At 69.6% G+C, this 14,939-nt stretch carries 13 protein-coding genes; 7 read left to right on the top strand and 6 right to left on the bottom strand.

The window, feature by feature from the left end; genetic code table 11:
- Positions 1-147 precede the first annotated feature (147 nt).
- The 5 genes from chvE to L6E10_RS28255 are packed head-to-tail and all read left to right on the top strand — an operon-like array spanning position 148 to position 5,742.
- Positions 148-1,233 carry a multiple monosaccharide ABC transporter substrate-binding protein gene (gene chvE, locus L6E10_RS28275; RefSeq protein WP_236223042.1) on the top strand — a complete coding sequence of 362 codons (1,086 nt, stop codon included), beginning with the start codon at positions 148-150 and terminating at the stop codon, positions 1,231-1,233.
- A 27-nt stretch (positions 1,234-1,260) separates the two neighbouring features.
- Positions 1,261-2,766, top strand: a complete 1,506-nt coding sequence (gene mmsA / locus L6E10_RS28270; protein WP_240011477.1) for a multiple monosaccharide ABC transporter ATP-binding protein — start codon at positions 1,261-1,263, stop codon at positions 2,764-2,766.
- Positions 2,763-3,977 (top strand): multiple monosaccharide ABC transporter permease, encoded by a 1,215-nt coding sequence (gene mmsB / locus L6E10_RS28265; protein WP_236223038.1) that lies wholly within the window; start codon positions 2,763-2,765, stop codon positions 3,975-3,977. The genes mmsA and mmsB overlap by 4 nt, the downstream gene beginning before the upstream one ends.
- Positions 3,978-4,001: 24 nt before the next feature.
- Positions 4,002-4,643, top strand: coding sequence for a family 43 glycosylhydrolase (locus tag L6E10_RS28260; protein ID WP_236223036.1), 642 nt, complete (start codon positions 4,002-4,004; stop codon positions 4,641-4,643).
- 13 nt (positions 4,644-4,656) lie between these two features.
- Positions 4,657-5,742 carry an aldose epimerase family protein gene (locus L6E10_RS28255; protein WP_236223035.1) on the top strand — a complete coding sequence of 362 codons (1,086 nt, stop codon included), beginning with the start codon at positions 4,657-4,659 and terminating at the stop codon, positions 5,740-5,742.
- Between the two features lie 54 nt (positions 5,743-5,796).
- On the opposite strand, the gene L6E10_RS28250 is transcribed toward L6E10_RS28255, so the two are convergent.
- Positions 5,797-6,210: an NUDIX domain-containing protein gene (locus L6E10_RS28250; protein ID WP_236223033.1), complete on the bottom strand. Its 414-nt coding sequence runs from the start codon at positions 6,208-6,210 to the stop codon at positions 5,797-5,799.
- A gap of 145 nt (positions 6,211-6,355) precedes the next feature.
- On the opposite strand from L6E10_RS28250, the gene L6E10_RS28245 reads away from it, so the two are divergent.
- Positions 6,356-7,873, top strand: a complete 1,518-nt coding sequence (locus L6E10_RS28245) for an AMP-binding protein (RefSeq protein WP_236223031.1) — start codon at positions 6,356-6,358, stop codon at positions 7,871-7,873.
- An 11-nt stretch (positions 7,874-7,884) separates the two neighbouring features.
- Positions 7,885-8,124, top strand: a complete 240-nt coding sequence (locus L6E10_RS28240; protein ID WP_236223029.1) for a sigma factor-like helix-turn-helix DNA-binding protein — start codon at positions 7,885-7,887, stop codon at positions 8,122-8,124.
- Here the strand turns inward: L6E10_RS28240 and L6E10_RS28235 are convergent.
- The 5 genes from L6E10_RS28235 to L6E10_RS28215 all read right to left on the bottom strand — a co-directional run.
- Entirely contained in the window at positions 8,111-10,057 is a 1,947-nt protein-coding gene (locus L6E10_RS28235) for a family 43 glycosylhydrolase (RefSeq protein WP_236223027.1), read from the bottom strand. The two genes, L6E10_RS28240 and L6E10_RS28235, sit on opposite strands and share 14 nt — an antisense overlap.
- Complete coding sequence (locus L6E10_RS28230; protein ID WP_236223025.1) at positions 10,054-11,685, bottom strand: ricin-type beta-trefoil lectin domain protein; 1,632 nt, start codon at positions 11,683-11,685, stop codon at positions 10,054-10,056. Before L6E10_RS28230 ends, L6E10_RS28235 begins: the two co-directional genes overlap by 4 nt.
- 71 nt (positions 11,686-11,756) lie before the next feature.
- Positions 11,757-13,211, bottom strand: a complete 1,455-nt coding sequence (locus L6E10_RS28225) for a non-reducing end alpha-L-arabinofuranosidase family hydrolase (RefSeq protein ID WP_236223024.1) — start codon at positions 13,209-13,211, stop codon at positions 11,757-11,759.
- A 31-nt stretch (positions 13,212-13,242) separates the two neighbouring features.
- Positions 13,243-14,274 (bottom strand): cellulose binding domain-containing protein, encoded by a 1,032-nt coding sequence (locus L6E10_RS28220; protein ID WP_236223022.1) that lies wholly within the window; start codon positions 14,272-14,274, stop codon positions 13,243-13,245.
- Between the two features lie 146 nt (positions 14,275-14,420).
- A partial coding sequence (locus L6E10_RS28215) for a substrate-binding domain-containing protein (protein WP_236223021.1) occupies positions 14,421-14,939 on the bottom strand: 519 nt, incomplete at its 5' end.

Genomic DNA, 14,939 nt, shown 5'->3' with positions numbered 1-14,939 from the left:
GGCAGCCCACCTCCGCCGAACCCCTCTCTGTGAGCGCTAACAGCCCCAACCTGGCGTTATACAGATGACACTTGACGGCAAAGTTGTTAGCGATAACACTCCCTCGCCTACAGCACTGTTGCCAGTCGGTGACATCGAGGAGAACCAATGAGGCTTGTCCGGATAGCGGCCACCACCGCACTCGCCGTCACCCTCGCCGCCTGCGGCTCGGCGCAGAAGACGGTCGACCAGCAGAGCACCTCGAGCGAGGGTGCGCTGGTGGGCGTCACCATGCCGACCCGGTCGTCGGAGCGCTGGATCCACGACGGCGACAACATCAAGAGCGCCCTGGAGGGCAAGGGGTACAAGGTCGACCTCCAGTACGCGGAGAACGACATCCCCACGCAGGCCAACCAGATCGAGAACCAGATCACCAAGGGCGCCAAGCTGCTGATCGTCGCCTCGATCGACGGCACCGCGATCACCTCGCAGCTGCAGCAGGCGGCGGACGCGAAGATCCCGGTCATCGCCTACGACCGGCTGATCCGCAAGAGCCCGAACGTCGACTACTACGCCACGTTCGACAACTTCAAGGTCGGCGTCGAGCAGGCGAACTCCCTCCTGGCCGGTCTCAAGGCCAAGGGCGAGGGCCCGTTCAACGTCGAGCTGTTCGCGGGTTCGCCGGACGACAACAACGCCACGTTCTTCTTCAACGGCGCCATGTCCGTGCTGCAGCCGCTGATCGACCAGGGCAAGCTCGTCGTCAAGTCCGGTCAGAAGGACTTCAAGACGGTCGCCATCCTGCGCTGGGACCCGGCCACCGCGCAGAAGCGCATGGAGGACATCCTCACCTCGACCTACGGCGGTGCCAAGGTCGACGGCGTCCTCTCGCCCTACGACGGCATCTCGATCGGCATCCTGTCGGCGCTCAAGAGCAACGGCTACGGCACGCCGGCGCAGGCGTACCCGATCGTCACCGGCCAGGACGCCGAGGTCGCCTCGGTGAAGTCGATCATCGCCGGTGAGCAGTACTCGACGATCCACAAGGACACGCGGAAGCTCGCCGAGGTCACGGTGAAGATGGCCGACGCGGTGCTCAAGGGCGGCAAGCCCGAGGTCAACAACACCAAGGACTACGACAACGGCAACAAGGTCGTGCCCTCGTTCCTGCTGCAGCCCGTCCCCGTGGACAAGGCGAACTACCAGAAGGAACTGATCGAGTCCGGCTACTACACCGCCGACCAGCTCAGGTAAGTCGACGTGTCTGACGACGTCCTGGTGATGCGCGGCATCACCAAGAGGTTCGCGGGTGTCACCGCGCTGCACGAGGTCTCGTTGACCGTGCGGCGCGGTGAGATCCATGCGATCTGCGGTGAGAACGGCGCGGGCAAGTCCACGCTGATGAAGGTGCTGTCCGGGGTGCACCCGCACGGCACGTACGACGGCGAGATCCTCTTCGAGGGCGAGCCGTGCGCATTCGGCGGTGTTCGCGACAGCGAGCGCCGCGGCATCGTGATCATCCACCAGGAGCTGGCTCTGTGCGGTCAGCTCTCCGTCGCGGAGAACCTGTTCCTGGGCAACGAAAGGGCGCGGCGCGGGTTCATCGACTGGAACCGCACCAACCACGAGGCGCAGGCCCTGCTGGACCGCGTCGGGCTGCGCGAGAACCCCACGACGCCGGTGAACGACCTCGGCGTCGGCAAGCAGCAGCTCGTCGAGATCGCGAAGGCGCTGTCCAAGGAGGTCAAGCTCCTGATCCTGGACGAGCCGACGGCGGCGCTCAACGACGACGACTCGCAGCACCTGCTGGACCTGCTCGAGGGCCTGCGGTCGGAGGGCATCACCTGCGTGATCATCTCCCACAAGCTGGGCGAGGTCACCCGGATCGCCGACACCGTCACGGTGCTGCGCGACGGCAGGACCATCGAGACGTTGCCCGCGCAGGGTCTCAGCGAGGAACGCATCATCGCCGGCATGGTCGGCCGCGACCTCGAGCACCGGTTCCCGCCGCGCACGCCGGACATCGGCGAGGAGGTGCTGCGCATCGAGAACTGGACCGTGCACAGCCCCGCGCAGCCGGACCGGGTGGTCGTCGACGGCGCCACGCTGTCGGTGCGGCGCGGGGAGATCGTCGGTCTCGCCGGGCTGATGGGCGCGGGCCGCACCGAGCTCGCGATGAGCGTGTTCGGCCGCTCCTACGGCGTCGGCATCTCCGGACGTGTGCTCAAGGACGGCCGGGAGATCGACACCCGGTCGGTGCAGGCCGCGATCCGCAACGGGCTCGCGTACGTGAGCGAGGACCGCAAGCGGTACGGGCTCAACCTGATCGAGGGCGTGCAGCGCAACGTCTCCGCGGCGGCGCTCGGCAAGCTCTCGAAGCGCGGCTGGGTCAACGAGAACGAGGAGTACACGGTCGCGGAGCGGTTCCGCAGGTCGATGGGCATCAGGACGTCCAGCGTGACGACGCCGACCGGCACGCTGTCGGGTGGCAACCAGCAGAAGGTCGTGCTGGCGAAGTGGATGTTCACCGACCCGGACGTGCTGATCCTCGACGAACCGACGCGCGGCATCGACGTCGGCGCCAAGTACGAGATCTACTCGATCATCAACGACCTCGCCGCCCAGGGCCGCGCGGTGCTGGTGATCTCCTCGGAGCTGCCGGAGCTCCTCGGCCTGTGCGACCGCGTCTACGCGCTGTCCGAAGGCCGCATCACCGGTGAGGTGAGCCGCGAAGAGGCCACGCAGGAACGCTTGATGCAGTACATGACGCGAGGACAGAGCTCATGACCACGAAGACCGCTCCCGCTCCGGCCGCCGCTCCCCCGCGGCCGTCCCGCCGGATCAACGTCAACCTGCGGCAGTCGGGCATCTACGTCGCGTTCGCGTTGATCGTCGTGCTGTTCACGGTGCTGACCGACGGCGCACTGCTGCAGCCGCAGAACATCTCGAACATCATCGTGCAGAACTCCTACGTGCTGATCCTCGCGATCGGCATGATCCTGGTGATCATCGGCGGGCACATCGACCTCTCGGTCGGTTCCACCGTCGCGCTCACCGGCGCGATCTGCGCGGTGCTGACCGTCCAATGGGGACTGCCGTGGCCGGTGGCGGTGCTGCTGACGCTGCTGTCCGGCGCGGTCATCGGCGCGGCGCAGGGCTACTGGATCGCGTACTTCGGCATCCCCGCGTTCATCGTGACGCTGGCCGGCATGCTGGTGTTCCGCGCTCTCACCCTGACGACGCTCGGCAACCAGGGCATCGGGCCGTTCCCCGACGAGATCCGGTCACTCGCCAACGGGTTCACCGGCGGCTACCTCGGCAACGTCGGCCTCGGTCCGCTCGGCGGCGCCGACCTCGTGAGCCTGCTGGCGGGCGTCCTGTGCGTCGCGGGCTTCGCGTTGTCGCAGTGGCGCAAGCGCTCGGCCCGGCTCGGGTACGGCCAGACCGTCGACCCGATGCCGGTGTTCGTGCTCAAGATCGTGGGTGTGGCCGTCGTCGTCATGGCCGTCGTGGTGCAGCTCGCCCGGTTCCGCAACCTGCCGTGGGTGCTGGTGCTGCTGGCGGCGCTGGCGCTCGGCTACTCGCTGATGGCGAACAACTCCGTGTTCGGGCGGCACATCTACTCGATCGGCGGCAACCTGCAGGCCGCCACGCTGTCCGGCGTGAAGGTCAAGGCCGTCACGTTCTGGGTGTTCGTCAACATGGGCGCGCTCGCGGCGCTCGCCGGCGTGATCTTCGCCGGACGGCTCAACCAGGCCGGGCCGACGGCGGGCATGTCCTTCGAGCTCGACGCCATCGCGGCCGCGTTCATCGGCGGCGCGGCGGTGCAGGGCGGTGTCGGCAAGGTCGTCGGCGCCATCACCGGCGGCCTGATCATGGGTGTGATCAACAACGGCATGTCGCTGATCGGCGCGCCCAGCGAGCGCGTGATGCTCGTGAAGGGTCTCGTCCTGCTCATCGCGGTCGCCTACGACGTCTGGACCAAGCGCCGCGCCTGACCCCTCACCCACCGGAAGGCGATCATGGCACCCTGCCTCGTCGCGGTCGTGACGGCCGCGCTGCCCACGGTGCCGCCGGCCGCCGCCGAACCGCTCGTGCGGACGGCGGCGGCCGCGCCGGAGGTGCCGGACATCGGCGACGTCCGCGGCCACCTGACGCTGCCCACCACCGGCTCGCACGGCACGACGACCACCTGGCGGCCGTCCGACGACAGGGTGATCTCCCACGACCCGGCCGCGACCACCCGTCTCACCGGGCTGGCGGACTTCCGCGAAGGCCTGTTCATGGTGGAGCGCCGCCGGGGGACGTACCACCTCGGCTGGCCGGTCGACGACACCCGCGGCGAGGACTACCGCGTCGCCTGCGCCACCGCTCCGAGCCCCACCGGCCCCTTCACGAACAGGGGTCTGATCTTGAACAAGGAGCCGGAGCTCGGGATCCTGGGCACGGGCCACGGCTCGATGCTCCGGATACCGGGCACCGACGACCGGTACCTGGTCCACCACCGCTTCGCCATCCCCGGCGGGGACGGCACGCACCGCGAGACCACGATCGGCAGGACGAGGTTCGGCGGGGACGGTCTGCTCGTCCCGGCCACGCCGACTCTCGACAGCGCCGCACCACAACGGATCCGGCCCCAGCACTGCCGGGCCCCGGTCAACTGATTCGAGGAGTTCGATGTCGCAGCGGGAACCCGGGCTCGTCCGCGAGCCGTTCGGCCGGGTCGGTGGAGCCGACGTCCACCGGTACGTCCTGGCGTGGCCGGGTGGGCTCACCGTGCGGGTGCTGGACTACGGCGGCGTGGTCCAGTCGGTGGAGGCACCGGATCGCGACGGCGTGCCCGCCAACGTGGTGCTCGGGTTCTCCTCGCTCGACGACTACGTCAAGAACAGCGAGCCCGGCGCGAACAGGGTGTTCTTCGGCGCCCTGATCGGCCGGTACGCCAACCGGATCGCCCGCGGCACGTTCACGCTCGACGGCGTGGTGCACCGGCTCCCGCTCAACAACGGCCCGAACAGCCTGCACGGCGGGCCGGAGGGCTTCGACACGAAGGTGTGGTCGGCGACCGAGCTGCACGAAGCCGACAGCGTGGGCGTGCGGCTCGAGCTGGTGAGCCCGGCGGGCGACGGCGGCTTCCCCGGCACCGTGACCACGCAGGTCACGTACCGGCTCGACCGGCAGAACCGCCTGAACATCACCTACCACGCGACGACGGACGCGCCGACGGTGCTCAACCTGACCAACCACACCTACTGGAACCTCGCCGGCGAGGGCAGCGGCGACGTGCACCGCCAGTCGCTGATGCTGAACGCGAGCCGCTACTGCCCCGTCGACGACGACCTGATCCCGGTGGGGGACCCCGCACCGGTCGAGGGCAGCCCGTTCGACTTCCGGCTGCCGACCGCGATCGGCGCCCGCATCGGCGCGTCCCACCCGCAGCTCGGCATCGCGGGCGGGTACGACCACAACTGGGTGCTGGACTCCTCCGGGGCGTCGTTCGCGGCGCAGGCGTGCGACCCGGAGTCGGGCCGCCTGCTCACCCTGTGGACCACGGAGCCGGGCCTGCAGTTCTACTCGGGCAACTTCCTGACCGACGACCTGGTCGGCACCGGCGGCCGTCCCTACGGCCGCGGCGCCGGCTTCGCCCTGGAGGCCCAGCGCTTCCCGGACTCGCCGAACCGCCCGGACTTCCCGAGCGCGGTGCTGCGGCCCGGTGAGGTCTACCGCCAGGAGACGGTCTTCCAGCTGTCCACGACGGACTGAACCAGCTCGCGTGCGGGTGGCCTGCCCGAGGTTGACCGGCTGTCCGGGTGGCGGTCAGGTGGTCAGGTCGCCTCGGTCGTGGCGCGCGAAGAACTCGGCGAGGACGGCGTTGTCCTCGTACCCCAGTTCGTGCGCCTCGACCTCCTCGCGGGTGAACCACCTGAGACGCTGCCCTTCGGTGAGCACGACCTGACCGAGGTCGAGGTCGGCTTCCGCCCAGAACGTGTGCTCGACGCCGTACGGCCTCCGCTCGGAGCACAACGGGTGGACGGCCTCCGGCGCGAGCACCACGCCCATCTCCTCCTCGATCTCCCGCCTGATGCACTCGTGCGGCCGCTCCCCCTCCTCCAGGTAGCCGCCCGGCAGGCACCACGTGTTCGGGAACCGGATGTCGGGTTTGTTGTCGCGCAGGTACAGCAGGACCTGGCCGGCGGGGTTGATCATCACGATGTTGGTGCCTTCGTCCACACCACGACTCTGCCTGCGCAGACTGCGTGCGGCAAGCTGCCGCGACACGGGAACTTGATCGATTCGACTGGTGATTCGACAACTCGTCCGCGTTCGGTGGTCTGTCTCGTTCAAGATGGAGAACACCGCACGAGAGGAGGCCGTTGTGACAGCCGAGTTCCTCGAACCCGCTCTCGGAGAGCTGTCCGCCGCCGACCGCGCGCTGTTCCAGTCGTACGGCGCCGGACCGATCCGAACCCCTCCGTTCGACCACGTCCACCACGCCTTCGAGGCGCACGCCGCGCGGCATCCGCGGCTGACGGCCGTGGAGCACCTCGGCGAGTCGCTGACGTACGCGGAACTCGACGCCAAGGCCGGACTGCTGGCGGAGTTCCTGGTCCGCCGCGGCGTGCGCCCCGGTGACCACGTGGGCCTGTTCCTGACGCGGTCGATCTCCATGGTCGTGGGCGTTCTCGCCGTGCTCAAAGCAGGTGCGTCGTACGTGCCGCTGGACGTGAGCACCACGCCGGAGGCGCAGCTGCGGCACGCCGTCCGCGTCGCGCGCATCGACGTCGTGCTCACCACGAGCGCGGACACCCTGCCCGGCCACCTGGCCGCGGTCGTCGAGATCGACACCCTGCCCGACGTGGGGTCGTTCTGCCGCACCAACACCGCCGAGTCGGACATCGCCGCCGTCGTCTTCACCGGCACCAGCGGCGTGCGGATCTCGCACGCCGGCCTGTGCAACCTCCTGCTCACCGCTCCCGGTTCACTCGGGATCACGCCGGGCACCAGGGTGGCGCAGCTGCTGGACATCGGCTGCGACCTCGCGATGTGGGAGGTGCTCGGCACGCTCGCCAACGGCGGCACGCTCGTGCTGCGCGGTGAGGACGTCCGGCCGGCGGCTCGAGTGGTGGACGTCCTGATCGCGACGCCGAGCGTCCTGGCCACTGTGGACCCCGAAGCGTGTCCACGGGTGCGCACGGTCGCCGTCGCCGGTGAGCGCTGCCCGCAGTCGCTGGCGGACAGGTGGTCCGGCCGGACGACCTTCCACAACGCGTGCGGTCCCACCGAGGTGACGATCGTCAACACCCTGCAGCGCTACGAGGCCGGTCGCGGTCAGCTCACCATCGGGCGGCCGGTGCCGAACACGACCGTGTACGTGCTCGACGACGCGCAGGAGCCGCTTCCCCCCGGCGAGATCGGGGAGATGTGGGTCGGCGGCGCGGGCGTGACCGCCGGCTACGTGGGCGACCTCGAGCTGACGGCGCGGCGCTACCGCCCCGATCCGTTCCTCGGTGGTGGCCGCCTGATGTTCCGGACGCGCGACCTGGGCCGGTGGACGGCCGACGGGCAGCTGGAGCACCACGGCCGCGCCGGTGACCAGGTCGAGGTGCTCGGGTACCGGTTCGAGCTGGACACCGTCACCGCCGCCCTGGAACGGGCGGCGGACTGCGAGCAGGCCACGACCCTGGTGCACGACGGCAGGCTGGTCGGGTTCATCAGTCCCCGGACCGCGGTGCCGGAGCTGGCCAAGCTCGCGGTCTCGCAGCGGTTGCCGCACTACTGCGTGCCGACGCTGATCGTTCCGGTCGACGCGCTGCCGACCACCGGGCGCGGCAAGGTCGATCGACGCGCCCTGCTGTCCTGCCTGGACGGACGTTCGCCCGCCCTGCGCGGGTAGGGCGGGCGAACGTGACCACGCGCAAGGCCCGCGACGACCTGCCACCCGGCGCCTCGCTCGTCGCCGACGCGCTGTCGGCGCTGGAGCCCGAGCACCGGGTGGTGGTCGTGCGGGCCTTCTACCGCGGTGAGTCCGTCGCCGAACTCGCCGAGGCGTTGGGGCTGCCGCAGGGCGCCGTGAAGTCGCGGCTGCACCACGGCCTGCGCGCGTTGAGGCGCACGTTGCTGGAGAACGGGGTCATGGAGTCGTGAGCTCGAAGCGTTGGACGGCGACGGACCCGCCCAGCGCCTGGGTGGCGTGGTTGAAGATGCCGAAGCGGTAGCCCATGAAGAACTGCCACTCGTTCTTCAGCGTGAAGCCGGTGCCCAGCGGCGTGAAGTTCACCCCGTCGGTGCTGTAGGAGAACCGGGCCTGGCGTCCGCTGCCGGGCCGGATGTCGGCGTTGGCGCGCAACCAGATCCTCGTGCCGGACAGGGCCGCGCTCGCCACCTCCGTTCCCGTGCCCGTGGTGTTCCAGCTGCTGTCCATGGTGAGGCCGTTGACCATGACCACCCGGTTGCGGCCGTTGTCGCGTTTGACGCCGATCCACGCCGACGAGTCGCGCAGCATCGCGAGCCCGGTGCGGTCACCGTCGCGCATCGACGCGAGGTCCAGCGTGACGGTGGCGGTCGAGGTCGGGCCCTGGACGCGGTGGGTGAGGGTGTTGCGGGCGCTGTAGAGGTCGTTGGTGACGGTCGCGGTGGACAGCCGCAAACCGTTGTTGACGCTGTACTTCGTCGTGTCGGGGTTGTGGTTCCACTCCCACTGCGGTTTGAGCGCCGTGCCGTCGAAGGTGTCGACACCGGTCATCGGTTTCACCGGTCTCGTCGGCAGGTTCGGCCTCGGGTAGTTCACCCCCCAGGCGCCGTTGACCGTGGTGACGCGCGGCCAGCCGTCGGCAGTCCAGGTGATCGGGGCCAGCACCGGCACGCGGCCGCCGGGGTAGGCGTCGACGAAGGCCATGTAATACCAGTCGCCGTTCTGCGTCTGGACCATGCCGCCCTGGTGCGGCACTCCCCCGCCCTGGATCGGGCCGCGCATGTCCAGCAGCACCTGCTGCACCGTGTACGGGCCGAAGGGGCTGGAGGCCTTGAGGACGTACTGGCCGTTCGCGGGCCTGGTGAGCCAGATGTAGTAGCTGCCGTTGCGCTTGTAGAACCGGGCGCCCTCCAGGGTGCCGATGTTGGACGGCGTCTGGAACACCTGCTGCGACCGCACCTCGGACTTCCCGTCGGCCGACAGCTGCGCCACGCTGATCGTCGTGTTGCCGTAGGCGACGTACATCGTGTCGTTGTCGTCGACCAGCATCCCGGCGTCGTAGTAGCACTTGTTGATCGTCGACAGCTTCGACCACTGCGCGTCCACCGACGTGGCCGTGTAGATGTGCGTCTGGGCGAAGTCGACGCAGCCACCCCAGTAGAAGGTGTTGTTGCTCTTGCGGTGGTTGAGGAACGACGCCCAGATCCCGCGCACGTACCCCCTGCCGCCGTTGAGGTCGTACTTGGAGCCGAAGTCCAGGCGCGGCACGGAGTGCCCGGCGAACTCCCAGTTCACGAGGTCGTAGGACCGCAGCACGGGAGCACCCGGCGAGTAGTGCATGGTCGACGCCGAGTAGTAGTACGCGTCGCCGACCCGGATGATGTCGATGTCCGCGAAGTCCTGCCACAGCACCGGGTTCGTGAACGACGCCGGGGCCGGGGTCGTGGTGGTGGTGGTCGTCGTGGTGGTCGTGGTCGGGCCTCCTGTACCGCCGCAGGTGGTGCCGTTGAGGCGGAACGAGACCGGGTCGGTGTTGGTGGAGCCGGCCGTGGCGTTGAAGCCGAACTCGACCTTGCCACCGGTCGGCACGGACCCGTTGTAGGGAGCGTTGCGCGCGCTGACCTGGCCGCCGCTCTGCGTGATCACGGCGTTCCAGTGCTGCCCGACCTGCTGGCCCGACGCGTAGGTCCACTCCAGCGTCCAGCCGGTGATCGCGTCACCGGTGTTGGTGATGGAGACGGACGCCCCGAAGCCGCCCTGCCACTCGGAGGTCTTGGTGTAGGTGACCGAGCACCCCGGCGCCGCCTGCGCCGTGGTGCTCGCCGCGACACCCGCGGCCACCAGGACGAGGGCGGACAGCGCCGCTCCTGCCGGAACCCATCTCATGATCGCGCCCACCTCTGGTTGGACTGGCCGTTGCAGGTCCACAGGACGAGCCGGGAGCCGTTCCCGGTCGCGGCGCCCTCGACGTCGAGGCACAGCCCGGCGCCGGCGTTGCGGACCGTTCCGTCGGAGCCGAGCGTCCACCGCTGGTTGGCCTGGCCGTTGCACTGCCAGACGATGACCCGCGTGCCGTTGGTCGTGCCCTGGTCGTACGCGTCGAGGCACTTGTCGCCGAACACGCGGAGCTCACCGTTCGCCCAGGACGTCCAGTGCTGGGAGGCGGGCGTGAGGCAGTCCTGGACCACGACGGCGGCTCCCGAGGCCGTGGAGCCGTTCTCCACGTCGAGGCAGCGGTTCGAGCCCGCGCCGCGCAGCCGGGAGGTGGTGTTCTGGACCAGGCTGCCGCCGCTCACCCGGAACGCGGCGACGCCGTGGGCGGGCACCGAGGCGGAGATCGCGCCGGACGTGGTCGAGGTGCCACCCGTCCACAGGTCGGTCAGCGTGAAGCCGCTTCCCGAGAGACCGATCTGGGCGGCCGTGGTGGCGACGGTCGCGGTGCCGCCGCCCCGGTTGAACAGCCCGACGGCGACCGAGCCGTCGGAGAGCGGTTTGGCGAACACCTCGGTGGCGCCGTCGTCGCGAACCCGGCGGCCGCCCGCGCCGAGCCGGTCCTGGTTCACGGCGATCAGGCGCTGGTTGCGCAGGATCGCGCTCACGTCGGCCGACATCGTGCGGATGTCGTTGCCCGCCATCAGCGGCGCCGCCATCAACGCCCAGAGCGCGAAGTGCGAGCGGGACTCCGTCAGCGTGAGTCCCGGCCGTCCGACGACCAGCATGTCCGGGTCGTTCCAGTGGCCGGGGCCTGCCTGGACGGCGAGCGGGGCGGTGACGTCGACGACGTTGCCGACGCCCATCGGGTAGCTGTTGGTGTTGCCGTTCTGCCAGATGTCCAGCAGGTCCTCGGTGGTGCGCCACAGGTCGGCGACCTCGCCCCAGTTGTACCGGTCGCCCGTGATGGGGTGGAAGCTGTTGGGGTTGATGCTGTAGACGATCGGGCGGCCGGTGGCGCGCAGGGCGTCGCGCATGATCGTGAACCGGGCGACCTGCTCGTCGCGCGTGCCGGCGCCGGAGCACCAGTCGTACTTCAGGTAGTCGACGCCCCAGGAGGCGAAGGTGCGCGCGTCCTGGACCTCGTGGCCCTTGCTGCCGGTCGAGCCGGGGTGGGCACCGGTGGTCTGCGCGCAGGTGCGCTCGTTCGGCACCTGGTAGATCCCGAACTTGAGGCCGCGCGCGTGGATGTAGTCGCCGAGGGCCTTCATGCCGCTCGGGAACTTCGTCGGATGCGAGCGCAGGGCGCCGGACGCGTCGCGCTGCGGGTCGAACCAGCAGTCGTCCACCACGACGTACTGGTAGCCGGCGTCGCGCATGCCCGACGACACCATCGCGTCGGCGGCCTGGCGGACCTGGCTCTCGGTGATGCCGCAGCCGAAGCTGTTCCAGCTGTTCCAGCCCAGCGGCGGGGTCAGGGCCGGGCTGCCGGGAGCAGCGACCGCGGCCGGCGGCGAGGTGGTGGTGGCAGTCGCCGCCAGCAGGGCTGCGGCGAGGACGAGCTTGCGGAACCGGGTGGGCATCGTCGCCCCTTTCTGGCAGGGGTGGGAGACGCCGCCGGCGGCGCGACCGGCGGCGTCTGTCCTTGGGGGGATCAGCAGGTCGAGTTGGTCTGCGTCAGCAACCCGAGCCGCCAGGGCAGCCGGTTGTACTCACCACCGGCGTTGGGATCCATGCCCTGGTACAGGTAGCTGAGCTTGCAGGGGCTGATCTCCATCGTCTGGTCGACGTTCGTGCGCACCATCTCGCCGTGGCTGATGTCGCGGGTCCACTGCCCACCCGGGAACGTCACGTTGTTGGCGCGGGCGAACGGGTTCGACTCGGTGTCGGCCAGCGCCGTCCACGGCCCGGTGATCGAGGGCGCGGTCCAGGAGCGGAACCAGCGGCGGCCGTCGGTGCCGATCGCCTCGTGCACCAGCAGCCATTGGTTCTTGCCGGCGATCTTGTAGACGTTGGACGCCTCGAAGAGCCGGTTGCGGTCGCTGTCCCGCATGGCGATCACGGTGTTGGTGAAGCCGTTGGGGAACTGCGAGAGGTTCGTCTCCGAGCGGTAGAGGTGACCGTTGTCGTCGGAGGAGAACAGGTAGCACTTCGCGGTGTCGCACACCATCCAGAAGTCGACCCAGTACCCGTTGCCGATGTTGTCGCGGATGATCTGCGGCATCCCGTTGGCGTAGAAGTTCTTCGGCGCGGACCACGACGACGGGTTCGAGATGTCGGCCGTCGTGGAGTACGAGGCGTTCGACCCGGTCTGGTAAACGAGGTACCAGAGGCGTTGCGGCGCGAAGTAGAACACCTGCGGCGCGGCCCGGTAACCACCGCCGATGCCGGAGCGGTCGAGGTAGTAGTGGGGTGCCGACGACGCCTGCGACCAGTCGCTGAAGCTCGTGTACATCAGGTTGTAGCCGTCGGTGTAGGTCGACGCGAAGACGTGGTACTTGCCGTTGTAGTACACGACGCTCGGGTCCTTGACCGCGACGTTGGGGTGCGTGGCGTCGGGCTTCGGGCTGATCAGCTGGCCGCTCGAGGACCAGCGGAAGCTCGACGGCAGGTTCCCCACCGGCGGGTTGCCCGTGGTGGTCGTGGTCGTGGTCGTCGTAGTGGTGGTGGGACCGACGTCGCCGGTGCACAGGGTCCCGTTGAGGGTGAACGCGGCCGGGTTGGGGTTGGTGCCGCTGCTGGAGCCGTTGAACCCGAACTCGACGCGCCCGCCGGTCGGGATCGCCGCGTTGTAGGAGACGTTGCGGGCGGTCACCTGCGCGCCGGACTGGGCCACCTCGGCGTTCCAGGCCTGCCGCACCTGCTGGCCGGCACCGAAGCTCCAGGTGAGCGTCCAGCCGTCGACGGCGTCACCGAGGTTGGTGACGACGACGTTGGCGGTGAAGCCACCGTCCCATTGCGACGGTGCCGTGTAGGTGACCGAGCAACCGGGCGCGGCCGAGGCGGGCTGGTGGGCCACCGCGGTCAGCGTGGTGACCGCGACGAGCGGAACCGCCGCCAGCGCCGTGAGCCGGGCACGCCGGGACGTGAACAACCGTGCGAAGAACATGATCACCCTTCGTCGTTGGAGGGGGCAGGGATCACGCGGAGGCGCAGGTGGCCGGACCGACCTGGGCCGCGGAGGAACCGGAGGCGATGAACCCGAACGTCGTCGAGGAGCCGGGACCGATCGCGCCGTTGTAGGCCGCGTTGGTGACGGTGACCTGACCACTCGCCGTGCCGCCCCAGAGCTGCGTCACGACGTGCCCGCCGGGCAGCGTGAACCGCACGGTCCAGCCGGTGGTGGCGGTCGCACCGGGGTTGGTGACGGTGACCTCGGCCTGGAAGCCGCCGTTCCACGTGCCCGTCACCTTCGGCGTCGCGGTGCAGGTGCCGCCGGGAGCCGGCGGGTCACCGATGCTGCCGGGCACCGACGACAGGGCGTTGAACCAGACGTTCGCCATCTTGCTGTAGCCGACGGCGTTGGGGTGGATGCCGTCGGGCAGGTCGGAGATCGGCACGGCCGGGTACATGTCCACGACGTGCACGCGTTTGCCCGCTGCCGCCTTCGCCCGCAGCATCGGGACGATGGCCGCGTTGTAGTTGCGCACGGTGGCGTCCGCGAACCGGATCGGGATGATCGTCGAGACGAACACCTCCGCGCCCGGCGCCTGCGCGGTGATCTTGTCCACCAGCGCGGAGAGCCGTCGTGGGGCGCCGGCGGGATCGCTGCCGTACATGTCGTTCGTGCCTATGTGCAACAGGATCGTGCGCGGGTTGTAGGTCCTGAGCCGGTTCACGACGATCGCGTCGATCTGCGCGATGGTCCAGCCCGGGTGGCCCTCGTGGTCGCGGTCGGGCAGCGAGCCGGGGCCGTCGGCGAGCGACCCCACGAAGTCCACGGTGCGTCCCTCGGCGCGCAGCTTCGCGCCGAGGTCGAGCCGGTAGCCGCCGATCGAGCCGCCCTGGGTGATCGAGTCGCCCAGCGGCATCACCCGCACGGGTTCGGCCGCTGGTCGTGGGGTGGACTGGTCGGCGAGCGCGGGTGAGGTGGCCAGCAGGGCGGCGACCAGCGCACCGCACAGCGCTTTCGGCAGGCACGGCATGGTGAGCCTTTCGTCGACGACGGTCAACGGCAGGGGCGGCTCCCAGCACTGTAACTACGCGCTTTCATCGGGGTCAAAGCTAAATGTGAGCGCTAACTTTTAGCTCTTCCACTTATCGGAACCACTTGCTCAACATGGCTGGTAAGCGCACTGTTAACGCAAACATGCGAACGTCACCCGGTCGCCCGCGCCACGGAACCACCCTCGCGCACCCGCATGGGCACCCGGTGGACCAGTGGCGTCCTGCCGACGCGTCCCCGCCGCTCCACGAGCTCCACCAAGACCTCCACGGCCCGCTCACCGAGTTCGTGGTGGGGCGTGGCGATCGTGGTCAGCCGGGGACGCATCCAGGAGGCGGCGGGGAGGTCGCCGAACCCGAGCACCGACACGTCGCCCGGCACCGACAGCCCGGCGTCGGCGAGCGCCTGGTACGCCCCGAACGCCAAGCGGTCGTCGAGGCAGACCAGTGCTCGCGGCCGGCGGTCGCGCACCAGCTCCGCGGTCACGGCGTACCCGCACTCCGGTGTCCTTTCAGGACAGTTGAGCGCGCCGGCCACCTCCGCGCCGGAAGCCTCGAACACCTCGCGCAGACCGGCGAGCCGTCCCGGGACGTCGCGGGTGCCCGGGTCGGCGCCGATCAGGTGGATGCCGCGGGCACGCCCGGCTTCCAGCAGCCGCCGCGCCGCCGAGCG

It is taken from the genome of Lentzea sp. CC55 (genome assembly GCF_021056325.1).
GTDB classification, from domain to species: Bacteria; Actinomycetota; Actinomycetes; order Mycobacteriales; family Pseudonocardiaceae; genus Lentzea; species Lentzea jiangxiensis.
Note: the sequence above shows the minus strand (reverse complement) of the source record. Positions and strands in the feature narration are given on the sequence as shown.